This window comes from Enterobacter sp. HSTU-ASh6 (genome assembly GCF_026319105.1).
Classification (GTDB): domain Bacteria; phylum Pseudomonadota; class Gammaproteobacteria; order Enterobacterales; family Enterobacteriaceae; genus Enterobacter; species Enterobacter sichuanensis.
In genome coordinates this window covers 1-23,000 of record NZ_WSPD01000004.1, presented here as the reverse complement: position 1 = coordinate 23,000, position 23,000 = coordinate 1, and the positions used below count along the sequence as shown (strand labels likewise).

The following is a 23,000-nucleotide window of genomic DNA, read 5'->3' as shown; positions in this document are numbered from 1 at the left end:
AAAAGCGCGCTGAAAATTGGGCAGGTTTCCCTGCCCCTGAATGGCTTACTTCTTAGCGCGCTCTTCGAGCATTGCTACTGCTGGCAGTACTTTACCTTCCACGAATTCGAGGAATGCACCGCCACCAGTGGAGATGTAGGAGATCTTGTCAGCGATACCGAACAGGTCGATTGCTGCCAGAGTGTCACCGCCGCCTGCGATAGAGAACGCTTCGCTGTCTGCGATAGCGTTAGCAACGATTTCAGTACCTTTACGGAAGTTCGGGAATTCGAACACGCCAACAGGACCGTTCCACAGGATAGTTTTTGCGTTCTTCAGGATTTCAGCCAGTTTCTGTGCAGAAACGTCGCCCAGGTCCAGAATCTGCTCTTCATCTTTGATGTCGTTTACAGATTTCAGGGTCGCTGTCGCAGTTTCAGAGAACTCGGTTGCGACGCGAACATCCGTTGGAACCGGGATATCGCAGGTGCCCAGCAGGCGTTTAGCTTCGTCAACCAGGTCTGCTTCATACAGGGATTTACCGACGTTGTGGCCCTGAGCGGCAACGAAGGTGTTCGCGATACCACCGCCAACGATCAGCTGGTCAGCGATTTTAGACAGGGAATCCAGAACGGTCAGTTTGGTAGACACTTTAGAACCACCCACGATAGCCACCATTGGGCGAGCGGGTTCTTTCAGTGCTTTACCCAGTGCTTCCAGTTCGTCAGCCAGCAGAGGACCGGCACACGCAACGTCTGCAAATTTACCGATACCGTGGGTAGACGCCTGCGCACGGTGAGCCGTACCGAAAGCATCCATCACGAATACGTCGCACAGTGCAGCGTATTTTTTGGACAGGGTTTCGTCGTCTTTCTTCTCGCCTTTGTTGAAGCGAACGTTTTCCAGAACCACCAGTTCACCGGCAGCAACTTCAACGCCGTCCAGGTAATCTTTTACCAGGCGAACCGGGTTGGACAGTTTGTCTTTCAGGTAATTAACAACTGGCAGCAGAGAGAACTCTTCGTTGTACTCGCCTTCGGTTGGACGACCCAGGTGGGAGGTAACCATCACTTTCGCGCCCTGCTTCAGAGCCAGTTCGATGGTTGGCAGTGATGCACGGATACGCGCGTCACTGGTCACTTTGCCATCTTTAACCGGTACGTTCAGATCAGCACGGATGAAAACGCGTTTACCAGCCAGATCCAGATCGGTCATCTTAATTACAGACATGGTGAATCCTCTCGTTGATTCTTAAAGTTTTGCAGACGCACGATGCGTCTTACCTGAAACCTTGAGCGGCCATTGCTAACGTGGTGTCGAGCATTCGGTTAGCAAAGCCCCATTCGTTATCACACCAGACCAGCGTCTTGATAAGGTGTGCGCCACTGACGCGCGTTTGAGTACCATCGACGATGGCGCTGTGCGGGTCGTGGTTAAAATCCACTGAGACCAACGGTAATTCCGTATAGTCAACTATACCATGAAATGCCCCCTGTGCCGCTTTTTGCAGCAACTGGTTGACTTCACAGGCTTTTACCGGTTTTTTCACCGTCACGCTCAGGTCGATGGCGGTGACGTTGATCGTCGGAACACGCACGGCAATCGCCTCAAAGCGGTCATTAAACTGCGGAAAAATTCGGGTGATCCCTGCCGCCAGTTTGGTATCCACCGGAATGATTGACTGGCTCGCTGCACGCGTGCGCCGTAAATCCGGGTGGTAAGCGTCAATCACCTGTTGATCGTGCATGGCGGAGTGAATCGTGGTCACGGTACCGGATTCAATGCCATACGCATCGTCTAACAGTTTGATGACCGGAATAATGCAGTTAGTGGTACAGGAGGCGTTGGAGACAATGCGGTGTTCAGCTTGCAGCTCATGCTGGTTGACGCCAAACACGACGGTCGCGTCGAGGTCGTTACTGCCGGGATGGGAGAACAGGACTTTTTTCGCACCTGCCGCGAGATGCGCTTCGCCATGTTCGCGGTTGCCGTACACACCGGTACAGTCAAGCACCACATCCACACCCAGTTCGCGCCAGGGTAGCCCGGAAATGCTGCTCTCATGCAGCACACGAATAGCGTCGTCACCCACATAGAGCTGATCTCTGTCCTGGCGTACATCCCAGGCAAAGCGTCCGTGGCTGGTGTCATATTTCAATAAATGCGCCATGCCCGTAGCATCCGCCAGTTCATTGATTGCCACCACGGTTATTTCCGCCCGACGTCCGGATTCATACAGAGCACGAACCACATTACGCCCGATGCGACCGAAGCCATTAATCGCTACGCGTACGGTCATAGATCTCCTGCAAAGCACTCCCTGGGTTTGAGGTGGCTGAAAGAGTAATCCAGCTACGCCCGAAGGGGAATCCTTGCTGTCACAAACTGCGATTGATTGGTCAATTGTCGAACATTTAATCGACTGAAACGCTTCAGCAAGAATAAGCGAAACGAGGAATAAAAGGAATGTCTGTCCAGATGAATAAGCAAGCTATATGACTTGCGTCACATTTTAGGTGGAATAATTTACGGCGAGGTAAAAGCAAAACGGTAACCGAGAGGTTACCGTTTTTAGTGTTTGCACCCTCTCCCAGTGGGAGAGGGCTGGGGTGAGGGCATCAGCCCGCACCGTACAAACAATTACAGCAGTTCTTTCGCCTTAGCGACAACGTTCTCAACGGTGAAGCCGAACTCTTCGAACAGCTGTTCTGCCGGAGCAGATTCACCGAAAGTGGTCATACCGACGATGGCGCCGTTCAGGCCCACATATTTGAACCAGTAGTCAGCGATACCCGCTTCCACAGCCACACGCGCGGTTACCGCTTTAGGCAGAACGGATTCACGGTAAGCAGCATCCTGTTTGTCGAACGCATCGGTAGACGGCATGGATACCACGCGCGCTTTCACGCCTTCGGCAGTCAGTTTGTCCCAGGCGGCGACAGCCAGTTCCACTTCAGAACCGGTTGCGATGAAGATCAGCTCAGGCTGGCCTGCGCAATCTTTCAGCACATAACCACCGCGCGCGATGTTCGCCAGCTGCTCTGGCGTACGATCCTGCTGAGCCAGGTTCTGACGGGAGAGGATCAGCGCGGTTGGGCCGTCCTGACGCTCAACACCGTATTTCCACGCCACAGCGGACTCAACCTGGTCACATGGACGCCATGTGCTCATGTTCGGGGTCACACGCAGGGAAGCCACCTGCTCTACCGGCTGGTGAGTTGGACCATCTTCGCCCAGACCGATGGAGTCGTGGGTATAGACCATCACCTGACGCTGTTTCATCAGCGCAGCCATACGCACGGCGTTACGCGCATATTCCACGAACATCAGGAAGGTAGAGGTGTACGGCAGGAAACCACCGTGCAGCGCGATACCGTTCGCGATCGCCGTCATACCGAATTCACGTACACCGTAATGGATGTAGTTACCGGCAGTATCTTCGTTGATTGGCTTAGAGCCAGACCACAGGGTCAGGTTAGACGGAGCCAGGTCAGCGGAGCCGCCAAGGAATTCCGGAAGCAGAGGACCGAACGCTTCGATCGCGTTCTGAGACGCTTTACGGCTGGCGATTTTGGATGGGTTCGCCTGCAGTTTAGCAATGAACTCGTTCGCTTTCGCGTCGAAGTCAGACGGCATGTCACCTTTCATACGACGGGTGAATTCAGCTGCTTCCTGCGGGAAGGCTTTCGCGTACGCAGCAAACTTCTCGTTCCATGCCGCTTCTTTGGCCTGACCTGCTTCTTTTGCATCCCACTGCGCATAAATGTCAGAAGGGATTTCGAATGCAGGGTGTTTCCAGCCCAGCGCTTCACGGGTCAGCGCGATTTCCGCGTCGCCCAGTGGCGCACCGTGGGAGTCGTGAGTACCCGCTTTGTTCGGTGAACCAAAGCCGATGATGGTTTTGCACATCAGCAGGGATGGTTTGTCAGTGACAGCGCGCGCTTCTTCTACCGCACGTTTAATCGAGTCAGCATCGTGGCCATCAACGCCACGCACCACGTGCCAGCCGTAGGCTTCGAAACGTTTAGCGGTGTCATCAGTGAACCAGCCTTCAACGTGACCGTCGATGGAGATGCCGTTGTCGTCATAGAACGCAACCAGTTTGCCCAGCTTCAGGGTACCTGCCAGAGAGCACACTTCGTGAGAAATGCCTTCCATCATGCAGCCGTCACCCATGAACGCATAGGTGAAGTGGTCAACGATGTCATGACCAGGACGGTTGAACTGCGCCGCCAGGGTTTTCTCAGCAATCGCCATACCCACTGCGTTAGCAATACCCTGACCCAGTGGGCCGGTGGTGGTTTCTACGCCAGCGGTGTAACCCACTTCCGGGTGGCCTGGTGTTTTGGAGTGCAGCTGACGGAAGTTTTTCAGCTCTTCGATAGGCAGATCGTAGCCTGTGAGATGCAGCAGGCTATAAATCAGCATAGAGCCGTGGCCGTTAGACAGTACGAAACGGTCGCGGTCAGCCCAAGACGGGTTCTGCGGGTTGTGGTTCAGGAAATCACGCCACAGGACTTCGGCGATATCAGCCATACCCATAGGGGCCCCTGGGTGGCCGGATTTGGCTTTCTGTACTGCGTCCATGCTCAGCGCACGAATAGCATTAGCAAGCTCTTTACGTGAGGACATTTTAACTCCAGATCGGACTGTTAAAGGCCATGCCCTTGACGACAGCGCGTTTTGGGCTACGCCGGAAAAAAGTGCCAACAATGTAACCCAAGCGGCATGCCATGTACATGGACCATTCTTTTGCAGCTTAAGAAATCTCTGGATCATGCTCGCATGTTGCGCAATCTGCTCGCCCGGCCTCGTCGATATTCCTTATACTTAGCCCGAGTCCGGCTTCGCTGCCGGTGCACTTTTCAGATTTTATTCAGATTAACGAGTACGGAAACAACCTCATGAAAATGCGTGCAATAGTGCTGGCCCTGGGTACAACGCTCCTGCTGAGCGGCTGTCAGAATATGGATTCTAACGGTCTGATGACGTCAGGCGCAGAAGCCTTTCAGGCCTATTCCCTGAGCGATGCGCAGGTTAAAGCGCTGAGTGACCAGGCCTGTAAAGATATGGACGGAAAAGCCACCCTTGCGCCGGCTAACAGTACCTACACGCAGCGTCTGAATAAGATTGCTTCCGCGCTGGGCGATAACATCAACGGCCAGCCGGTGAATTATAAGGTTTACATGGCGAAAGACGTGAACGCGTTCGCCATGGCGAACGGCTGTATCCGCGTCTATAGCGGGCTGATGGACATGATGAATGACAATGAAGTCGAAGCGGTCATCGGCCATGAGATGGGCCACGTTGCGCTCGGCCACGTGAAGAAAGGGATGCAGGTTGCCCTGGGCACCAATGCCATTCGCGCAGCGGCGGCCTCAGCGGGCGGTATCGTTGGCAGCCTGTCACAGTCACAGCTGGGCGATGTCGGTGAAAAACTGGTTAACTCCCAGTTCTCACAGCGCCAGGAGTCCGAAGCGGATGACTACTCCTACGATCTGTTGCGCAAACGCGGGATTAATCCTTCCGGTTTAGCCACCAGCTTTGAAAAACTGGCCAAACTGGAAGCGGGACGCCAAAGCTCCATGTTTGACGATCATCCGGCCTCAGAAGAACGCGCACAGCATATTCGCGACCGTATGGCTGCAGACGGAATTAAATAATTTTGGAAGGAGGCAAATTTGCCTCCTTTTTATTTCGCATGAATTGTTAACTTAACCGCACGTATCGGTAACGCCCCCGGAAGCCCCGCTAAATCAGCCTTGCCCATTGAAATCTTTGGTCACATAATTATTGCAAACGGTAACCTTTCCGGTAATTATCACGTCCGTAGTCATTCAAATTAATATATCCATACAGAGACGTTCCCTCCGTGAAAAAAGAATTATCATTAGTTGCTTTAAGCTTATTTACCGCATTACCCGCCGCTGCAAGCCAGCAATCCGACAGCCAGGGTTTTATTAACGACAGCCATTTGAACCTGTTTTTTCGTAATGCGTATATCAGCCGTGATTACCATCAGGGCCAGCAGGATAAAGCCGAATGGGGCCAGGGCATCATCGCGACCTTTGAATCAGGCTATACCGAAGGCGTGGTGGGCTTTGGGGTCGATGGCATCGCGCAATACGGCGTGCGTCTGGACGGTGGTCGCGGCAAGAGCGGCGCGGGCGGCATCGACTTCTTTAAACAGGAAGACGACGGCCGGGCGAAATCCGATCTGGCAAAGTTTGGTGCAACCGCAAAAATGCGCTTTTCAAACACCGTACTGAGCTACGGTAATCAGCGCCCTGAGCTGCCCATCGTTAATGCCGACAGCTCCCGCCTGCTGTTTGAAAGCTATACCGGCACCATGCTGACCTCAAAAGAGATCGACGGCCTGGAAATCAACGCCGGTTACTTCACCGACGAGCAGCGTAAAAGCGACGATCGCCACGACAGCGGGCTCAAGAGCCTCTCCTTCGGCGGCGCGAGCTACCAGTTCAACGACCAGTTCAGCGGCGCGCTGTACGCCTCGCATAATGAAGAGGTGATGAACAAGCAGTATCTGGGCATGAACTTCAAACAGCCGTTCAGCACCGGACAACAGCTGGTGCTCGACTTCAACGGGTATAACTCCCGTCTGGATCAGCGTTACGCTGACAGCCTCAACACGGGCCGCAGCAACACCATCTGGAGCCTGGCGGCAAGCTATATCTGGGATATTCACACGTTTAAACTGGCGTACCAGCAGAGCAGCGGCAGCACTGGCTACAACTACGGTGGCTACCGCGACCAGGGCGGCGTGGGTGACGGTGGCAACACCATCTGGCTGGCGAACTCCTACTGGTCTGATTTCAACGGAGAAGACGAGCGTTCATGGCAGGCTTCTTACGGTCTGGATTTCGCGGGGCTCGGCCTGCCGGGTCTGAGCTGGACCACCGCCTACGTGCGTGGCGACAACATCAAAACGTCTGAAACCAGCAACGGCAAAGAGCACGAGTGGTTTAACCAGATCCAGTACCAGGTGCAGGATGGTCCGGCGAAGGATCTTAAACTCAAACTGCGTTACTCCGTCCTGCGCGTCTCCAGCAACGCCAGCGATTACAACGTCGGTGGGGACGAGATCCGCGCTTACGTGGAGTACCCGTTTAACGTGTTCTGATGAAAAAAAACCTCTCCGCGGAGAGGTTTTTTTACGCCACGAGGGACTGGCTTATTCGCCTTTTTTCGCTGCCTGGATGTACAGCATTTCCAGCGCCAGAGTCGCTGCGGCCAGCGCAGTGATCTCGGACTGGTCATAGGCAGGGGCCACTTCCACCACGTCCATCCCGACAATGTTCAGATCCTTCAGGCCGCGCACCAGTTTAATGGCACGGTCTGAGGTCAGGCCGCCGATCACCGGCGTACCTGTACCCGGCGCAAATGCCGGATCCAGGCAGTCGATGTCGAAGGTCAGATAGACAGGCATATCACCCACAATCTGTTTCACCTGCGCGATGATGTCATCCACGCCGCGATCGTTAACCTGGCAAGCATCCAGCACGGTGAAGCCGTTGTCTTTGTCGAACTCGGTACGGATACCTATCTGCACGGAGTGGTTCGGGTCGATCAGACCTTCGTTTGGCGCGGTGAAGAACATGGTGCCGTGGTCGAACTCGCAGCCGTTCGCGTAGGTGTCGGTATGCGCATCGAAGTGCACCAGCGCCATTTTACCGAAGTGCTTCGCGTGGGCGCGCAGCAGCGGCAGGGTCACGAAGTGGTCGCCGCCGAAGGAGAGCATGCGCTTACCGGCAGCCAGCAGCTTCTCGGCATGGGCCTGCAGCTTTTCGCTCATCTCACGCGCGTCACCGAAGGCGTACACCAGGTCACCGCAGTCCACCACGTTCAGGCGCTCACGCATGTCGAAGTTCCACGGGAAGCGGTTATGCTCCCAGGCCAGGTTAGTAGAAACCTGACGGATTGCTGCCGGGCCGTGACGACCACCCGCGCGACCAGAAGTGGCCATATCGAACGGCACACCGGTGATGACCCAGTCAGCGTCGCTGTCGTACGGCTGGAAGTTCATCGGAAGGCGTAAAAAACCAAACGCGTTAGATACCAGAGAGTTATCGTACTGATGACCTAAAGTGCTCATGTCCTGACCTCATTCAAAGTCTATGTAAAAAAAATCCCCTCCGCGTCGTTAAACCCGACGAGGAAGGGATTGATTCGTAAATCGCTAATTGGGGCGAATTATCGCCGGTAATGCATACGGGTTCAAGTGAGTATAGCACTCTGCCGGATGACGGCTTCGCCTTATCCGGCCTGCAGTCGCAGGCCCGGTAAGCGCAGCGCCACCGGGCATCAGCGACTACTCGTCTTCCAGGTAGGTGTACCCGTACAGACCCGCTTCAAACTCTTCCAGGAACTGCTGCTGCAGCGCATCGTCCAGACCGGTGTTTTTCACCTGATCGCGGAACTGGGTCAGCAGCGTTTTCGGATCCAGCTGCACATATTCCAGCATGTCCGCCACGGTGTCCCCTTCGTCGGACAGCTCAACTTCCACGCTGCCGTCAGGGAAGACAAACACGTCAACCGCTTCGGTATCACCGAACAGGTTGTGCATGTTGCCGAGGATCTCCTGATACGCCCCGACCATAAAGAAGCCCAGCATTGGCGGGTTCTCCGGGTCGTATTCCGGCATTGGCATCGTCGTGGCGATACCGTCGCCATCTACGTAGTGGTCGATAGCGCCGTCAGAGTCACAGGTAATATCCAGCAGCACCGCACGACGTTCCGGAGCATGATTCAGCCCTTCCAGCGGCAGAACCGGGAACAGCTGATCGATACCCCAGGCATCCGGCATCGACTGGAACAGCGAGAAGTTGACGTAAATCTTGTCCGCCATACGTTCCTGCAGCTCGTCGATAATCGGACGGTGCGCACGGTTGCTCGGATCGAGCTGCTTCTGCACTTCGTGGCACATGTTTAGATAGAGCTGCTCTGCCCACGCGCGCTCCTGCAGGCTAAAGGTGCCTGAAGAGTAACCGACGTGGATATCGTGCAGATCCATCTGGCTGTCGTGCAGCCACTCGCGCAGGGAACGACGCGTGCCCGGCTCGTGCATCTCCTGCCAGGTTTCCCACATGCTTTGCAGGGAACGGGGAGCATCCTCTGCCGGCGGCGTCGCTTCGGTGGTTTCGCTGCGCTCAACGCCAATGATATTCGAGACCAGCACGGTATGGTGCGCCGTAACGGCACGTCCGGATTCGGTGATCACCGTCGGGTGCGGCAGGCCATGCTCTTCACAGGCATCGCCAATCGCCCAGATAATATTGTTGGCGTATTCGTTCAGGCCGTAGTTCACAGAGCAGTCGGACTGCGAGCGGGTACCTTCATAGTCCACGCCCAGGCCGCCGCCCACGTCAAAGCACTGAATATTGACGCCAAGCTTATGCAGCTCAACGTAGAAACGCGCTGATTCACGCACGCCGGTGGCGATATCGCGAATGTTGGCCATCTGCGAGCCGAGGTGGAAGTGCAGCAGCTGAATGCTGTCCAGACGACCGCGCTCGCGGAGAATTTCTACCAGCTGCAGCACCTGGTTGGCCGCCAGGCCGAACTTGGATTTTTCGCCACCGGAGGACTGCCATTTACCGGACCCCTGGGAGGCCAGACGCGCACGCACGCCAAGACGTGGCACCACGTTCAGACGCTCGGCCTCTTCCAGCACGATCGCGATTTCGGTCATCTTCTCGATAACCAGATAGACCTTGTGGCCCATCTTCTCGCCAATCAGCGCCAGACGAATATATTCACGGTCCTTATAACCGTTACAGACGATCACCGAACGGGTCATGCCCGCATGCGCCAGCACGGCCATCAGCTCTGCCTTGGAGCCCGCTTCCAGACCCAGCGGTTCACCGGAGTGGATCAGGGATTCAATCACGCGGCGGTGCTGGTTCACCTTGATCGGGTAAACCAGGAAGTAGTCGCCTTTATAGCCGTAAGATTCACGCGCACGCTTGAACGCGGCGTTAATCGAACGCAGACGGTGTTGCAGGATCTGCGGGAAGCAGAACAGTGCAGGCAAACGCTGGCCCTGTGCTTCGCGGGCTTTTACCAGTTTGGCAAGATCCACGCGCGCTTCAGGGACGTCGGGATCCGGGCAGACGCTAATGTGGCCCAGTTCGTTGACGTCGTAGTAGTTATTGCCCCACCAGGCAATATTGTAAGTGCGCAGCATCTTGCTGGCTTCCTGGGAGCTCATCGCAACCTCCTGCATAGAACGTAGTACACCCTGTTCGCCCGCTGACGAAGGCGAAAAAGAAGACATGTCGTCAGACATAGCGAACCTCAACTCTTTGTATTAAGTGTAAAACAGTTGACTACTATCGCAGCGTTATACGGCGATAACAACCCATAAACGGCTCCGTTTCCCAGCAGAGTATGCTGAAATCCAGACCGTGCGACCGGTTTCTTATTCATATCATTGTAAAACACGTATCCGAACTCTGTATGACAAGGTTCGGCGAAACCACGAGAAAACTCTTGTATTAACAAGAGCGCCCTTGTTCAGTTTTCACAAAGCGTAACCGGCCCTGGAATCCTGAGAAGCGCCGAGATGGGTATAACATCGGCAGGTTTGCAGACTAGAAATGCGGGTTGCGGGAATCAAATGCGCGCCAGAACGGCTGCGCTGAATTAGCGAAAAACGATGGTTCATTATCTCGTATCACCTCCACGGCCGCCTCTGCTGAAACGGACCACAAGCCAAAGCTAAAAGTTCACTGCTTAACCCGGCTGGAAGTGGCGACACGATGAATCCATCGAGCGCTTTTTTGGTTATCCTAAATAATTCGAGTTTCAGGAAGGCGGCGACGCAGCGAATCCCCGGGAGCTTACAAAAGTAAGTGACTGGGGTGAGCGAGGAAGCCAACGCACATGAAACTTGAAGTATGACGGATATGAGCCGCGCGCCGCGTTTTATACCGAGAAGGGGGCTAAAAAGCAAAACAAAAATGCGCGTGTTGCCAGTGCCGTCAGGAAAAATTTCCAGCGCTGTTTTCAACTCAGTGAGAGGTGAGTCAAAAAAAACTGGAAATCGGGCGAAGAAGTGACCTAAAATAGCCATCCAGATGTTAATCCATCTATACTGATTAACACTCATACTGCCAGTGTCAAAAACCTGCAGGCCTTGGTAGAATTATCTCCTTTGGCTATTCCACACAGCAGCTTGAGCTAACCAAATTCCTCTTAGGTGAAATAAAACATGGCAAAACACCTGTTTACGTCCGAGTCCGTATCAGAAGGACATCCTGATAAAATTGCTGACCAAATCTCCGATGCGGTGCTGGATGCGATCCTGGCCCAGGATCCAAAAGCGCGCGTAGCGTGTGAAACCTATGTCAAAACCGGCATGGTTCTGGTTGGCGGTGAGATCACCACCAGCGCATGGGTTGATATCGAAGAGATCACCCGTAACACGGTGCGTGAGATCGGTTATGTGCATTCTGATATGGGCTTTGATGCCAACTCCTGCGCGGTACTGAGCGCGATTGGCAAACAGTCTCCAGACATCAACCAGGGCGTTGACCGTGCCGATCCGCTGGAACAGGGTGCGGGCGACCAGGGCCTGATGTTCGGCTATGCAACCAACGAAACCGACGTGCTGATGCCAGCACCTGTCACCTACGCACACCGTCTGGTGCAGCGTCAGGCTGAAGTACGTAAAAACGGTACCCTGCCGTGGCTGCGTCCGGATGCGAAAAGCCAGGTGACCTTCCAGTACGACGACGGCAAAATCGTCGGTATTGACGCGGTGGTTCTCTCTACCCAGCATTCCGAAGAGATCGATCAGAAATCCCTGCAGGAAGCAGTGATGGAAGAGATCATCAAACCTGTTCTGCCAACTGAATGGCTGAGCAGCGCAACCAAATTCTTCATCAACCCAACCGGACGCTTTGTGATCGGCGGCCCAATGGGTGACTGCGGTCTGACCGGCCGTAAAATCATCGTTGATACCTACGGCGGCATGGCGCGTCACGGTGGCGGTGCGTTCTCCGGTAAAGACCCGTCTAAAGTTGACCGTTCTGCGGCGTATGCGGCGCGTTATGTGGCGAAAAACATCGTTGCTGCCGGCCTGGCTGACCGCTGTGAGATTCAGGTTTCCTACGCTATCGGCGTGGCGGAACCCACCTCCATCATGGTTGAAACCTTTGGTACTGAGAAAGTGCCTTCAGAACAGCTGACCCTGTTGGTGCGCGAGTTCTTCGACCTGCGTCCATACGGCCTGATTCAGATGCTGGATCTGCTGCACCCTATCTACAAAGAAACCGCTGCATACGGTCACTTTGGTCGTGAACATTTCCCATGGGAAAAAACCGACAAAGCCGCCCTGCTGCGTGAAGCTGCCGGTCTGAAATAATCGACTGACATCTCTTTTAAAAGGCCAGCCTTCGGGCTGGCCTTTTTTTTGTCGGGTGGCGGCTGAAAGGCGGACTATATGGAACCGATTACACCGCAACGGAAGCCTTCCGCTTTCAGAATATTCTCTTTGCATGATCGCCTTTCTTCTGCTGTTACATCCCCTTTCAGTTAAGTCTGAAATGTGCTCTTTCGCGATGCACATCACCTCATTTACCTCTATATTTTCAAAGCTTTAATTTTATTTACGGTTGCACATTAGTGTAACCGATTACACCAATGTGATTAATCTCACATATTTTTACGGGTCGCTCACCTACCCTTAATATCAATAAAACTGATAACCCAACTGGAGGGCATAATGCCTGACAATAAAAAACAGGGGCGCACGTCCAACAAGGCGATGACTTTCTTCGTCTGTTTCCTCGCCGCCCTGGCAGGATTACTTTTTGGCCTGGATATCGGCGTAATTGCCGGTGCATTACCCTTTATCACTGAAGAGTTCCAGATCAGCGCTCACACCCAGGAGTGGGTGGTCAGCTCCATGATGTTTGGTGCTGCCGTCGGGGCCGTCGGTAGCGGCTGGCTCTCCTTCAAACTCGGACGTAAAAAGAGTCTGATGATCGGCGCGATCCTGTTCGTTGCCGGTTCACTCTTCTCTGCCGCTGCGCCTAACGTTGAGGTGCTGCTGATATCCCGCGTGCTGCTCGGCCTGGCGGTGGGGGTGGCATCCTACACCGCGCCGCTTTACCTGTCTGAAATCGCACCGGAAAAGATCCGCGGCAGTATGATCTCGATGTACCAGCTGATGATTACCATCGGTATTTTGGGCGCATACCTTTCCGATACCGCGTTTAGCTACAGCGGCGCATGGCGCTGGATGCTCGGCGTAATCATCATCCCTGCGGTTCTGCTGTTGATTGGCGTCTTCTTCCTGCCGGACAGCCCGCGCTGGTTTGCCGCTAAACGCCGTTTCGTCGATGCCGAGCGCGTGCTGCTTCGCCTGCGTGATACCAGCGCAGAGGCGAAGAACGAACTGGAAGAGATCCGCGAAAGCCTGAAGGTCAAACAGTCCGGCTGGGCGCTGTTCAAAGAGAACAGTAACTTCCGCCGTGCGGTCTTCCTCGGCGTGCTGTTGCAGGTCATGCAGCAGTTCACCGGGATGAACGTCATCATGTACTACGCGCCAAAAATCTTTGAGCTGGCGGGTTACACCAACACCACCGAGCAGATGTGGGGAACCGTCATCGTGGGTCTGACCAACGTGCTGGCGACCTTTATCGCCATCGGCCTGGTGGACCGCTGGGGACGTAAGCCAACCCTGACGCTGGGCTTCCTGGTGATGGCGGCCGGCATGGGTATCCTCGGAACCATGATGCACGTAGGAATTCACTCACCAACCGCACAGTACTTTGCGGTAGGCATGCTGCTGATGTTTATCGTCGGGTTTGCGATGAGTGCCGGTCCGCTGATTTGGGTACTCTGCTCCGAAATTCAGCCGCTGAAAGGGCGTGATTTTGGTATCACCTGCTCTACCGCAACGAACTGGATTGCCAACATGATCGTCGGCGCAACGTTCCTGACCATGCTCAACACCCTGGGTAACGCCAACACCTTCTGGGTTTACGCCGGTCTGAACATCTTCTTTATCGTGCTGACCATCTGGCTGGTTCCAGAAACCAAACATGTGTCCCTGGAACATATTGAACGTAACCTGATGAAAGGTCGTCCTCTGCGCGAAATCGGCGCCCACGACTAATCCTCACACGGGAGGTGCCCCTTGCACCTCCCCGCTTCGCGATTTATGCTCTGCCCCTATGAAAGCTCCCCGTCTCCCCATTGCCATCCAGCAAGCCGTAATGCGCAGCCTGCGGGAAAAACTCGCCCAGGCAAACCTGAAGCTCGGGCGCAACTACCCTGAACCTAAAATCGTGTATCAGCAGCGTGGCACTGCGGCCGGTACCGCCTGGCTCGAGTCTTATGAGATCCGCCTTAACCCGGTTCTGATGATGGAAAATCAGCAGGCGTTTATCGATGAAGTGGTACCGCATGAGCTGGCGCACCTGCTGGTGTGGAAGCACTTTGGGCGCGTCGCCCCCCACGGGAAAGAGTGGAAGTGGATGATGGAGGCGGTGCTTGGCGTTCCGGCGCGCCGGACCCATCAGTTCGAGCTGGAATCAGTACGCCGCAATACCTTCCCCTACCGCTGCCAGTGTCAGCAGCACCAGCTTACCGTCCGTCGCCATAATCGCGTGGTGCGCGGCGAAGCGACCTACCGCTGCGTGAAATGCGGTGAACCGCTGGTTGCGGAATAATCACCTGAACTTTCAGGAACTTTCCTGATCTGACTGATTGCATACAGGAACAACATTCGTTACGTTGCGGGCTCGTTTTGACACGGAGTGTAAGATGTCCCGTAATGTTTCTCTCGCGGTCGCCTTTTTGACGACGGCGCTCTCAGGCCACGCGCTGGCTGACGGTATCACCAGTTTCTCTCAGGCCAAAGCGGCCGGTGTAAAGGTTAACGCTGACGTGCCGGGCGATTTCTACTGCGGCTGTAAAATTAACTGGCAGGGTAAAAAAGGGGTCGTTGACCTTGAGTCCTGCGGTTATAAGGTGCGTAAAAACGAAAACCGCGCCAGCCGTATTGAATGGGAACATGTCGTTCCGGCATGGCAGTTTGGCCACCAGCGCCAATGCTGGCAGGATGGCGGACGTAAAAACTGCGCCAAAGATCCGGTTTATCGCCAGATGGAAAGCGATATGCATAACCTGCAGCCCGCTGTGGGTGAAGTGAATGGCGACCGCGGCAATTTCATGTACAGCCAGTGGAACGGTGGCGAAGGCCAGTACGGCCAGTGTGGAATGAAGGTTGATTTCAAAGAGAAAGTCGCCGAGCCTCCTGCCCGCGCGCGCGGCAGTATTGCCCGCACCTACTTCTATATGCGTGACCGTTACGACCTCAACCTTTCCCGCCAGCAGACGCAGCTGTTCAACGCCTGGGACAAGCAATACCCGGTGACGGAGTGGGAGTGCCAGCGCGACGAACGCATCGCCAGGGTTCAGGGGAATCATAACCCTTACGTCCAGCGGGCTTGCCAGGCGTAAAAGAGCTAACCTACACTAGCGGCAATTTGCTTACATCGTATGACACACGGAATTTCTGACTATGCGCATTCCCCGCATTTACCATCCTGAACTGATTACCGCAGGCCGAGAAATCGCCCTGTCTGATGACGCCGCCAACCACGTTGGTCGCGTGCTTCGCATGGGCGCAGGTCAGGCCATTCAGCTGTTCGATGGCTCTAACCAGGTTTTCGACGCGGAAATTACGCGGTCCGATAAAAAAAGCGTGCACGTTAACGTGCTGCATGGCGAGGTGGATGATCGCGAATCACCGCTGCACATTCATCTGGGCCAGGTAATGTCGCGCGGGGAAAAGATGGAGTTCACCATTCAGAAATCCATTGAACTCGGTGTAAGCCTCATTACGCCACTTTTTTCTGAGCGCTGTGGCGTTAAACTGGATGCGGAACGTCTGAACAAGAAGATCCAGCAGTGGCAGAAAATTGCCATTGCGGCTTGTGAACAGTGTGGCCGTAACCGTATTCCGGAGATCCGCCCGGCGATGGATCTGGAGGCGTGGTGTGCAGAAGAGGACAGTGGGCTGAAGCTCAATCTTCATCCGCGCGCCAGCGCCAGCATCAATACGCTGCCCTTGCCCGTTGAGCGCGTACGCCTGCTGATTGGTCCCGAAGGTGGGCTTTCGGCGGATGAAATCGCGATGACGGCACGTTACCAGTTTACTGATATTCTGTTGGGACCTCGCGTTCTGCGCACTGAGACAACGGCACTCACGGCCATTACCGCGCTACAGGTACGGTTTGGCGATCTGGGTTGACGCATATTGGAGAGAAAGATGATCAAGCTCGGCATCGTGATGGACCCCATCGCAAACATTAACATCAAGAAAGATTCCAGCTTCGCTATGCTGCTGGAAGCGCAGCGTCGCGGCTATGAACTCCACTATATGGAGATGAACGATCTTTACCTGATCAACGGTGAAGCCCGGGCGCGCACCCGCATCGTTAACGTCGAGCAGAACTACGACAAATGGTACGAATTCGGCGCAGAACAGGACATCGCGCTTGCCGATCTCAACGTCATTCTGATGCGTAAAGATCCGCCATTCGACACCGAGTATATCTACTGCACCTATATTCTTGAACGTGCAGAGGAGAAAGGGACGCTGATCGTCAACAAACCGCAGAGCCTGCGCGACTGTAATGAAAAACTCTACACCGCCTGGTTCTCTGACCTGACGCCTGAAACGCTGGTGACCCGCAGCAAAACCCAGTTGAAGGAGTTCTGGCAGAAGCACGGTGATATCATCATGAAGCCGCTGGACGGAATGGGCGGCGCGTCGATTTTCCGCGTGAAAGAAGGCGATCCGAACATTGGTGTGATTGCCGAAACCCTGACCGAGCTGGGTACACGTTACTGCATGGCGCAGAACTATATTCCGGCGATCAAAGACGGCGACAAACGCGTGCTGGTGGTGGATGGCGAACCGGTGCCGTACTGCCTGGCACGTATCCCGCAGGGTGGCGAAACCCGCGGTAACCTGGCCGCGGGTGGCCGCGGCGAGCCGCGCCCGCTGACCGAAAGTGACTGGGAAATTGCCCGCCGCGTCGGTCCGACCCTTAAGGCGAAAGGGCTTATCTTCGTTGGCCTGGATATCATCGGCGATCGTCTGACGGAAGTGAACGTCACCAGCCCCACCTGCATTCGTGAAATTGAAGCGGAATTCCCGGTCTCGATCACCGGAATGCTGATGGACGCCATCGAAAAACGCCTGCAGAAATAACCCACCAATGAGTGACAGCGCCCGGGTTTCTCCGCATACTGGTCGCTGTCGCTTTTTAAACCAGGAAACAGTACCTCTGACAATGAATTTACAGCATCACTTTCTTATTGCCATGCCTGCTCTCCAGGACCCGATTTTTCGCCGCGCTGTGGTGTATATCTGTGAATACAATGAAGACGGCGCGATGGGCATTATCATCAACAAACCGCTGGAAAATCTTCAGGTTGAAGGGATTCTGGACAAGCTGAAAATCCCGGCTGAAGCGCGCTTGCCGGAAATCCGGCTGGATAAACCCGTGATGCTGGGTGGACCTCTTGCAGAAGATCGCGGTTTTATTCTTCATACACCGCCGGTATTCGCTTCCAGTATTCGCATTTCGGATAACACCGTCATCACTACCTCGCGCGACGTGCTTGAAACGCTGGGCACCGCTGAGCAGCCTTCTGAAGTGCTGGTGGCGCTGGGCTATTCCTCGTGGGAAAAAGGCCAGCTTGAGCAAGAGATCCTCGATAACGCCTGGCTCACCGCCCCAGCGGACATGAATATCCTGTTTAAAACCCCTATCGCCGATCGCTGGCGTGACGCGGCGAAACTGATTGGCATTGATATTCTGACCATGCCTGGCGTAGCGGGGCACGCCTGATGAGCGGAACACTTCTGGCTTTTGATTTTGGCACCAAAAGCATTGGCGTCGCCGTGGGTCAGCGCATTACCGGCACCGCACGTCCGCTGACGGCCCTGAAGGCCAACGACGGCACGCCAGACTGGAGTCTCATTGAACGTCTGCTCAAAGAGTGGCAGCCGGATGACGTGATTGTTGGGCTGCCGCTCAACATGGATGGCACAGAACAGCCGCTTACCGCCAGGGCGCGTAAATTTGCCAATAAAATCCACGGTCGCTTTGGTGTTTCCGTAAAGCTTCACGACGAGCGTCTCAGCACTGTCGAAGCGCGTGCGGGTCTGTTTGAACACGGCGGTTTCAGGGCGCTCAACAAAGGCAGCGTGGACTCCGCTTCTGCCGTCATCATCCTCGAAAGCTATTTCGAACAGGGCTTCTGAGCAAGGGGCCTAGAGTCGCCCCTGCGCCCGTCTCTCCGCCAGGCTCTGGTCAAAGTTCTGCATGCCCGCCTGCTGACCGGTTTGAATGATGCCGGGCAGTTGCCACGTTTTTCCTTCGCGAATCAGATTCGCCGCCGCAGCGGTATTCACCAGCAGTTCATACAGCGCGACGCGTCCATCCTGGAGATCGGGAACCAATCTCTGCGCCAGCACCGCCCGCAGGCTGCCGGCCAGCTGGTTGCGCACCGGATCTTTCTCCTGCGCCGGAAACGTATCGACCAGCCGTTCAATCGCCTGCGATGCCCCGCGCGTATGCAGCGTCGCCAGCACCAGATGCCCGGTTTCCGCCGCCGTCAGCGCCAGGCGGATCGTCTCGCTGTCGCGCAGTTCCCCCAGCAGGATCACGTCCGGATCCTCGCGTAACGCACCGCGCAGCGCTTCCGCAAATGACGGCGTGTGCTGGCCTATCTCCCGCTGCTGTATCAGGCAGCGTTCACTCTGGTAGATAAACTCCACCGGGTCTTCAAGCGTGAGGATATGGCCGTCGGTATGATGGTTGAGAAAATCGACCATCGCAGCGAGCGTGGTGGATTTGCCGCTACCGGTTGCCCCCGTCACCAGAATCAACCCGGCATCATTGGATAACAGTTCCGAAGTGGCCCGCGGCACGCCCAACGAAGCGAGTTGCGGACAGGTTCGCGGCAACAGCCGAAGCGTCACGGAGACACCTCTCATCTGCCTGAAGGCACTGCCGCGCAGGCGCTGGCCCCCCGCTACCGTCACCGCAAAATCCACCTGCCCGTTTGCCCACCATATTCCCTGCTGCTCGTCGTTGAGCCACGCTTTTAGCAACGCTTCAACGTCCGGAGGCGGAAACGGTGCCGGCTCAAGACGGCCTGTTCTGCGCCAGCGGGGTGGCGAATCACTGCACAGGTGTAGATCGGAGACGTTATGCTTTACACTAAGGGCCACCATTTCTTCCACATCCATAGACTACTCCTCGGAAAATGAACGACATTGCGCATAACCTGGCACAGGTCCGGGACAAAATCTCAGCCGCCGCAACGCGTTGCGGCCGTGCTTCAGAAGAAATTACGTTACTTGCAGTCAGCAAAACGAAGCCTGCGAGCGCCATCGCAGAAGCCATTGATGCAGGCCAGCAAGCGTTTGGTGAAAACTACGTTCAGGAAGGCGTGGACAAAATTCGCTACTTCCAGCAACAGGGGAATACGTCTCTGCAGTGGCACTTTATTGGTCCCCTGCAGTCGAACAAAAGCCGTCTGGTGGCAGAGCACTTTGACTGGTGCCACACCATTGACCGTCTGCGCATTGCGACCCGCCTGAATGACCAGCGTCCGGCAGAGTTGCCTGCGCTTAACGTGCTGATTCAGGTCAACATCAGCGATGAAAACAGCAAGTCCGGCATTGCGCTCGGTGAAGTAGATGCGCTGGCGGCAGAGGTGGCCGCCCTGCCGCGCTTAACCCTGCGCGGGCTGATGGCCATTCCAGCCCCTGAGTCAAGTTATGAAAGGCAGTTTGCCGTGGCACAGCAAATGGCTGTAGCATTTGAGGCGCTTAAAGCGCGCTATGACACAGTAGACACGCTTTCTCTGGGCATGTCGGATGATATGGAAGCCGCCATCGCGGCAGGCAGCACTATGGTGCGCATCGGTACAGCCATTTTCGGTGCGCGCGACTACACCCAATAATAAGGAAACCTGAGGAACGCCATGAAGACGTTGACTTTCCTGCTCTCAACGGTCATTGAGCTGTATACGATGGCGCTTTTGCTGCGCGTCTGGATGCAGTGGGCCCGCTGTGATTTTTACAACCCGTTCTCGCAGTTTGTCGTGAAAATCACGCAACCTGTTGTCGGACCGCTGCGCCGTATTATCCCGGCAATGGGTCCCATCGACAGCGCGTCTTTGCTGGTGGCGTTTATTCTGAGCGTTATCAAAGCAATCGTGCTGTTTATGGTCATTACCTTCCAGCCGATCATCTGGATTGCAGCCGTCCTGATCCTGATTAAAACCATCGGTCTGCTGATCTTCTGGGTGCTGCTGGTGATGGCCATCATGAGCTGGGTCAGCCAGGGTCGTAGCCCGGTGGAGTACGCCTTGATTCAGCTGGCCGAACCGCTGCTGCGTCCGATCCGTAACCTGCTTCCGTCTATGGGCGGTATCGATTTTTCGCCGATGATCCTCGTTCTGCTGCTTTATGTGGTCAACATGGGGATCGCCGAGCTGTTACAGTCCACGGGCGATATGCTGCTGCCGGGGCTGTGGATGGCGCTATGAGTGCAGTATCCACCTGCGCTGACGGGCTGGTTTTACGGCTGTATATTCAGCCGAAAGCCAGCCGTGACACTATTGTTGGACTGCATGGCGACGAGTTAAAAGTCGCCATCACTGCCCCGCCCGTTGACGGCCAGGCGAACGCGCATCTGACCAAATATCTGGCAAAACAGTTTCGCGTGGCTAAAAGCCAGGTCATCATTGAAAAAGGCGAACTGGGGCGGCATAAACAGGTAAAAATCCTCAACCCGCAATCTATCCCGACGGAAGTCGCGGCTTTGACAGAACAGGACTAAACCATGCAGAAAGTTGTTCTCGCGACCGGTAATGCCGGTAAAGTGCGCGAGCTGGCCTCGCTATTACATGATTTTGGGCTGGATGTGGTCGCCCAGACCGAGCTCGGCGTGGATTCCGCCGACGAGACGGGGCTGACGTTTATTGAAAACGCGATCCTGAAAGCACGCCATGCCGCACAGATTACGGGCCTGCCCGCAATCGCTGACGACTCCGGCCTGGCGGTTGATTTTCTCGGCGGCGCGCCGGGGATCTACTCTGCACGCTATTCCGGCGTGGACGCGACCGACCAGCAGAATCTGGAAAAGCTGCTTGTCGCGCTGAAAGACGTGCCGGACGAGCAGCGTACCGCGCAGTTCCATTGCGTGCTGGTCTATATGCGTCATGCGGAAGACCCGACCCCCATCGTCTGCCATGGCAGTTGGCCGGGAGTGATTACCCGCGAAGCGGCAGGTAACGGCGGTTTTGGCTACGACCCTATTTTCTTTGTCCCGTCCGAGGGTAAGACCGCTGCGGAACTGACCCGCGAAGAGAAAAGCGCGATTTCCCACCGCGGACGCGCCCTGAAACTGTTACTGGAAGCACTGCGTAATGGCTAATCTGCCACCTCTGAGTCTCTATATTCACATCCCGTGGTGCGTGCAGAAATGCCCGTACTGCGATTTCAACTCGCACGCGCTGAAGGGCGAAGTGCCGCACGATGACTACGTTGCGCATCTGCTGGCCGATCTGGACGCCGATGTCACGTACGCACAGGGACGTGAAGTTAAGACCATTTTCATTGGTGGCGGTACGCCGAGCCTGCTGTCAGGCCCGGCGATGCAAACGCTGCTGGACGGCGTGCGTGCGCGCCTGAACCTGTCAGCGGATGCTGAAATTACGATGGAAGCCAACCCCGGCACCGTTGAGGCCGACCGTTTTGTCGAGTATCAGCGTGCAGGCGTGAACCGCATCTCCATCGGTGTGCAGAGCTTTAGCGAGCCGAAACTGAAACGCCTGGGGCGCATTCACGGCCCGGAAGAGGCGAAGCGTGCGGCAACGCTGGCGACGGGGCTTAATCTTCGCAGCTTCAACCTGGATTTGATGCACGGCCTGCCGGACCAGTCGCTGGACGAGGCGCTGGATGACCTGCGCCAGGCGATTGAACTGAACCCGCCACATCTTTCGTGGTACCAGCTCACCATTGAGCCCAACACGCTGTTTGGTTCGCGCCCGCCAGTGCTGCCGGATGACGACGCCCTGTGGGATATCTTCGAGCAGGGCCACAGGCTTTTGACTGCCGCAGGCTATCAGCAGTATGAAACGTCCGCCTATGCGAAGCCAGGCTATCAATGTCAGCACAACCTGAACTACTGGCGGTTTGGCGACTATCTGGGGATTGGCTGCGGCGCGCACGGTAAAGTGACTTTCCCGGACGGGCGTATTCTGCGCACGGCGAAGACCCGCCACCCGCGTGGCTATATGGAAGGCCGTTACCTGGAACGTCAGCATGATGTCGAGGCGGTGGATAAACCGTTTGAGTTCTTTATGAACCGCTTCCGCCTGCTGGAAGCCGCACCGCGTGCGGAGTTTGCGCGTTATACCGGGCTGCCGGAGTCAGTGATTCGTCCACAGATTGACGAAGCGCTGGCGCAGGGGTATCTCACGGAATGTGAGGAATACTGGCAGATCACCGAGCATGGCAAACTGTTCTTAAACTCCCTTCTCGAGCTGTTCCTCACCGAAGGATCCTGAAGGCTGATTCAGGATTTTACATCCCGCGCTGCCGGCTGAGGGAAAGGCTGGCAGAGTGTGGGGATGGGCATTACTATTTCTCCTGCTGCGCGGCGCGGCTGGCTATTGAACTGGATGGCGGACAGCATGATGAAAATCAGGAATACGATCGTCAAAGGACGTTATGGTTAAACCAAAAGGGCTGGTACGTCATTCGTTTCTGGAACAACGAACTTTGTAATAACGAAGAGGCGGTGTTAGAAAAGATCCTTGAGACACTGAAAACGCTGCTACCCTCACCCCGGCCCTCTCCCTGAAAGGGAGAGGGTGCAAACCATGCCCGCCTTCAGCACCGTTCATACCCTGATGGCCCGTCACGGCCTGCTGCCGGGCACTTCACCGGGCATTCC

At 55.5% G+C, this 23,000-nt stretch carries 23 protein-coding genes and 2 pseudogenes; 17 read left to right on the top strand and 8 right to left on the bottom strand.

The window, feature by feature from the left end; all coding sequences use genetic code 11:
* Positions 1-45: 45 nt before the first annotated feature.
* The 3 genes from pgk to tkt all read right to left on the bottom strand — a co-directional run bounded on the left by pgk (position 46) and on the right by tkt (position 4,611).
* Complete coding sequence (pgk, locus tag GM298_RS05735; RefSeq protein WP_023309116.1) at positions 46-1,209, bottom strand: phosphoglycerate kinase; 1,164 nt, start codon at positions 1,207-1,209, stop codon at positions 46-48.
* Between the two features lie 49 nt (positions 1,210-1,258).
* On the bottom strand, positions 1,259-2,278 hold the full coding sequence (gene epd, locus GM298_RS05730) for an erythrose-4-phosphate dehydrogenase (RefSeq protein WP_025757731.1): 1,020 nt from the start codon (positions 2,276-2,278) through the stop codon (positions 1,259-1,261).
* Between the two features lie 341 nt (positions 2,279-2,619).
* A complete protein-coding gene (gene tkt, locus GM298_RS05725; protein ID WP_025757729.1) occupies positions 2,620-4,611 on the bottom strand; it encodes a transketolase in 1,992 nt (663 codons plus the stop codon).
* Between the two features lie 272 nt (positions 4,612-4,883).
* Here tkt and GM298_RS05720 point away from each other — a divergent pair, with 272 nt between their 5' ends.
* On the top strand, positions 4,884-5,642 hold the full coding sequence (locus GM298_RS05720; RefSeq protein ID WP_025757728.1) for a M48 family metallopeptidase: 759 nt from the start codon (positions 4,884-4,886) through the stop codon (positions 5,640-5,642).
* Positions 5,643-5,851: 209 nt separating this feature from the next.
* Positions 5,852-7,120 (top strand): OprD family outer membrane porin, encoded by a 1,269-nt coding sequence (locus GM298_RS05715; RefSeq protein ID WP_266153778.1) that lies wholly within the window; start codon positions 5,852-5,854, stop codon positions 7,118-7,120.
* A gap of 51 nt (positions 7,121-7,171) precedes the next feature.
* On the opposite strand, the gene speB is transcribed toward GM298_RS05715, so the two are convergent.
* The 4 genes from speB to GM298_RS05695 all read right to left on the bottom strand — a co-directional run bounded on the left by speB (position 7,172) and on the right by GM298_RS05695 (position 11,071).
* Positions 7,172-8,092, bottom strand: coding sequence for an agmatinase (speB, locus tag GM298_RS05710; RefSeq protein ID WP_025757725.1), 921 nt, complete (start codon positions 8,090-8,092; stop codon positions 7,172-7,174).
* A gap of 216 nt (positions 8,093-8,308) precedes the next feature.
* Entirely contained in the window at positions 8,309-10,285 is a 1,977-nt protein-coding gene (gene speA / locus GM298_RS05705) for a biosynthetic arginine decarboxylase (RefSeq protein WP_025757724.1), read from the bottom strand.
* 8 nt (positions 10,286-10,293) lie between these two features.
* A complete protein-coding gene (yqgB, locus tag GM298_RS05700; RefSeq protein WP_127312443.1) occupies positions 10,294-10,425 on the bottom strand; it encodes an acid stress response protein YqgB in 132 nt (43 codons plus the stop codon).
* A 247-nt stretch (positions 10,426-10,672) separates the two neighbouring features.
* Positions 10,673-11,071 (bottom strand): hypothetical protein, encoded by a 399-nt coding sequence (locus GM298_RS05695; protein ID WP_025757723.1) that lies wholly within the window; start codon positions 11,069-11,071, stop codon positions 10,673-10,675.
* A gap of 138 nt (positions 11,072-11,209) precedes the next feature.
* On the opposite strand from GM298_RS05695, the gene metK reads away from it, so the two are divergent.
* The 8 genes from metK (at position 11,210) to ruvX (ending at position 18,289) form a co-directional block, all read left to right on the top strand.
* Positions 11,210-12,364, top strand: coding sequence for a methionine adenosyltransferase (metK, locus tag GM298_RS05690; RefSeq protein WP_014885184.1), 1,155 nt, complete (start codon positions 11,210-11,212; stop codon positions 12,362-12,364).
* Between the two features lie 360 nt (positions 12,365-12,724).
* Positions 12,725-14,122 (top strand): galactose/proton symporter, encoded by a 1,398-nt coding sequence (gene galP, locus GM298_RS05685; protein ID WP_266153777.1) that lies wholly within the window; start codon positions 12,725-12,727, stop codon positions 14,120-14,122.
* A 58-nt stretch (positions 14,123-14,180) separates the two neighbouring features.
* On the top strand, positions 14,181-14,678 hold the full coding sequence (locus tag GM298_RS05680; protein WP_025757721.1) for a SprT family zinc-dependent metalloprotease: 498 nt from the start codon (positions 14,181-14,183) through the stop codon (positions 14,676-14,678).
* A gap of 94 nt (positions 14,679-14,772) precedes the next feature.
* On the top strand, positions 14,773-15,471 hold the full coding sequence (gene endA / locus GM298_RS05675) for a deoxyribonuclease I (protein ID WP_266153776.1): 699 nt from the start codon (positions 14,773-14,775) through the stop codon (positions 15,469-15,471).
* Positions 15,472-15,532: 61 nt separating this feature from the next.
* The gene (gene rsmE / locus GM298_RS05670) at positions 15,533-16,264 is read left to right on the top strand and encodes a 16S rRNA (uracil(1498)-N(3))-methyltransferase (RefSeq protein ID WP_025757719.1); all 732 of its coding nucleotides are present in this window, start codon (positions 15,533-15,535) and stop codon (positions 16,262-16,264) included.
* Positions 16,265-16,282: 18 nt separating this feature from the next.
* Positions 16,283-17,230, top strand: a complete 948-nt coding sequence (gene gshB / locus GM298_RS05665; RefSeq protein ID WP_266153775.1) for a glutathione synthase — start codon at positions 16,283-16,285, stop codon at positions 17,228-17,230.
* An 82-nt stretch (positions 17,231-17,312) separates the two neighbouring features.
* A complete protein-coding gene (locus GM298_RS05660; protein WP_025757717.1) occupies positions 17,313-17,873 on the top strand; it encodes a YqgE/AlgH family protein in 561 nt (186 codons plus the stop codon).
* A complete protein-coding gene (gene ruvX, locus GM298_RS05655; RefSeq protein ID WP_045286598.1) occupies positions 17,873-18,289 on the top strand; it encodes a Holliday junction resolvase RuvX in 417 nt (138 codons plus the stop codon). Before GM298_RS05660 ends, ruvX begins: the two co-directional genes overlap by 1 nt.
* Before the next feature lie 9 nt (positions 18,290-18,298).
* Here ruvX and GM298_RS05650 read toward each other — a convergent pair whose 3' ends face one another.
* Positions 18,299-19,279: a type IV pilus twitching motility protein PilT gene (locus tag GM298_RS05650; RefSeq protein ID WP_045286599.1), complete on the bottom strand. Its 981-nt coding sequence runs from the start codon at positions 19,277-19,279 to the stop codon at positions 18,299-18,301.
* A gap of 17 nt (positions 19,280-19,296) precedes the next feature.
* Here GM298_RS05650 and GM298_RS05645 point away from each other — a divergent pair, with 17 nt between their 5' ends.
* From GM298_RS05645 to GM298_RS05615, 7 genes and pseudogenes are all read left to right on the top strand, one after another.
* Entirely contained in the window at positions 19,297-19,998 is a 702-nt protein-coding gene (locus GM298_RS05645; RefSeq protein WP_266153774.1) for a YggS family pyridoxal phosphate-dependent enzyme, read from the top strand.
* A 21-nt stretch (positions 19,999-20,019) separates the two neighbouring features.
* Positions 20,020-20,586: a YggT family protein gene (locus GM298_RS05640; protein WP_013098667.1), complete on the top strand. Its 567-nt coding sequence runs from the start codon at positions 20,020-20,022 to the stop codon at positions 20,584-20,586.
* On the top strand, positions 20,583-20,879 hold the full coding sequence (gene yggU / locus GM298_RS05635) for a DUF167 family protein YggU (RefSeq protein ID WP_025757710.1): 297 nt from the start codon (positions 20,583-20,585) through the stop codon (positions 20,877-20,879). The genes GM298_RS05640 and yggU overlap by 4 nt, the downstream gene beginning before the upstream one ends.
* A gap of 3 nt (positions 20,880-20,882) precedes the next feature.
* A complete protein-coding gene (locus GM298_RS05630; protein ID WP_047959435.1) occupies positions 20,883-21,476 on the top strand; it encodes an XTP/dITP diphosphatase in 594 nt (197 codons plus the stop codon).
* The gene (gene hemW / locus GM298_RS05625) at positions 21,469-22,611 is read left to right on the top strand and encodes a radical SAM family heme chaperone HemW (RefSeq protein WP_266153773.1); all 1,143 of its coding nucleotides are present in this window, start codon (positions 21,469-21,471) and stop codon (positions 22,609-22,611) included. Before GM298_RS05630 ends, hemW begins: the two co-directional genes overlap by 8 nt.
* A 77-nt stretch (positions 22,612-22,688) precedes the next feature.
* Positions 22,689-22,907, top strand: a pseudogene (locus GM298_RS05620) (endonuclease domain-containing protein); the annotation flags it as partial.
* A gap of 16 nt (positions 22,908-22,923) precedes the next feature.
* Positions 22,924-23,000 (top strand): annotated as a pseudogene (locus tag GM298_RS05615) (hypothetical protein); the annotation flags it as partial.

What these genes read in the sequence shown, in the direction of transcription:
- gshB (WP_266153775.1), top strand. Translation starts at nt 16,283, where the DNA reads ATGATCAAGCTCGGCATCGTGATGGACCCCATCGCAAACATTAACATC.
- speA (WP_025757724.1), bottom strand. Translation starts at nt 10,285, where the DNA reads ATGTCTGACGACATGTCTTCTTTTTCGCCTTCGTCAGCGGGCGAACAG.
- speB (WP_025757725.1), bottom strand. Translation starts at nt 8,092, where the DNA reads ATGAGCACTTTAGGTCATCAGTACGATAACTCTCTGGTATCTAACGCG.
- GM298_RS05640 (WP_013098667.1), top strand. Translation starts at nt 20,020, where the DNA reads ATGAAGACGTTGACTTTCCTGCTCTCAACGGTCATTGAGCTGTATACG.
- GM298_RS05630 (WP_047959435.1), top strand. Translation starts at nt 20,883, where the DNA reads ATGCAGAAAGTTGTTCTCGCGACCGGTAATGCCGGTAAAGTGCGCGAG.
- yqgB (WP_127312443.1), bottom strand. Translation starts at nt 10,425, where the DNA reads ATGAATAAGAAACCGGTCGCACGGTCTGGATTTCAGCATACTCTGCTG.
- GM298_RS05720 (WP_025757728.1), top strand. Translation starts at nt 4,884, where the DNA reads ATGAAAATGCGTGCAATAGTGCTGGCCCTGGGTACAACGCTCCTGCTG.
- pgk (WP_023309116.1), bottom strand. Translation starts at nt 1,209, where the DNA reads ATGTCTGTAATTAAGATGACCGATCTGGATCTGGCTGGTAAACGCGTT.
- endA (WP_266153776.1), top strand. Translation starts at nt 14,773, where the DNA reads ATGTCCCGTAATGTTTCTCTCGCGGTCGCCTTTTTGACGACGGCGCTC.
- metK (WP_014885184.1), top strand. Translation starts at nt 11,210, where the DNA reads ATGGCAAAACACCTGTTTACGTCCGAGTCCGTATCAGAAGGACATCCT.
- tkt (WP_025757729.1), bottom strand. Translation starts at nt 4,611, where the DNA reads ATGTCCTCACGTAAAGAGCTTGCTAATGCTATTCGTGCGCTGAGCATG.
- GM298_RS05695 (WP_025757723.1), bottom strand. Translation starts at nt 11,071, where the DNA reads ATGGCTATTTTAGGTCACTTCTTCGCCCGATTTCCAGTTTTTTTTGAC.
- yggU (WP_025757710.1), top strand. Translation starts at nt 20,583, where the DNA reads ATGAGTGCAGTATCCACCTGCGCTGACGGGCTGGTTTTACGGCTGTAT.
- GM298_RS05660 (WP_025757717.1), top strand. Translation starts at nt 17,313, where the DNA reads ATGAATTTACAGCATCACTTTCTTATTGCCATGCCTGCTCTCCAGGAC.
- GM298_RS05645 (WP_266153774.1), top strand. Translation starts at nt 19,297, where the DNA reads ATGAACGACATTGCGCATAACCTGGCACAGGTCCGGGACAAAATCTCA.
- epd (WP_025757731.1), bottom strand. Translation starts at nt 2,278, where the DNA reads ATGACCGTACGCGTAGCGATTAATGGCTTCGGTCGCATCGGGCGTAAT.
- ruvX (WP_045286598.1), top strand. Translation starts at nt 17,873, where the DNA reads ATGAGCGGAACACTTCTGGCTTTTGATTTTGGCACCAAAAGCATTGGC.
- rsmE (WP_025757719.1), top strand. Translation starts at nt 15,533, where the DNA reads ATGCGCATTCCCCGCATTTACCATCCTGAACTGATTACCGCAGGCCGA.
- GM298_RS05650 (WP_045286599.1), bottom strand. Translation starts at nt 19,279, where the DNA reads ATGGATGTGGAAGAAATGGTGGCCCTTAGTGTAAAGCATAACGTCTCC.
- galP (WP_266153777.1), top strand. Translation starts at nt 12,725, where the DNA reads ATGCCTGACAATAAAAAACAGGGGCGCACGTCCAACAAGGCGATGACT.
- hemW (WP_266153773.1), top strand. Translation starts at nt 21,469, where the DNA reads ATGGCTAATCTGCCACCTCTGAGTCTCTATATTCACATCCCGTGGTGC.
- GM298_RS05680 (WP_025757721.1), top strand. Translation starts at nt 14,181, where the DNA reads ATGAAAGCTCCCCGTCTCCCCATTGCCATCCAGCAAGCCGTAATGCGC.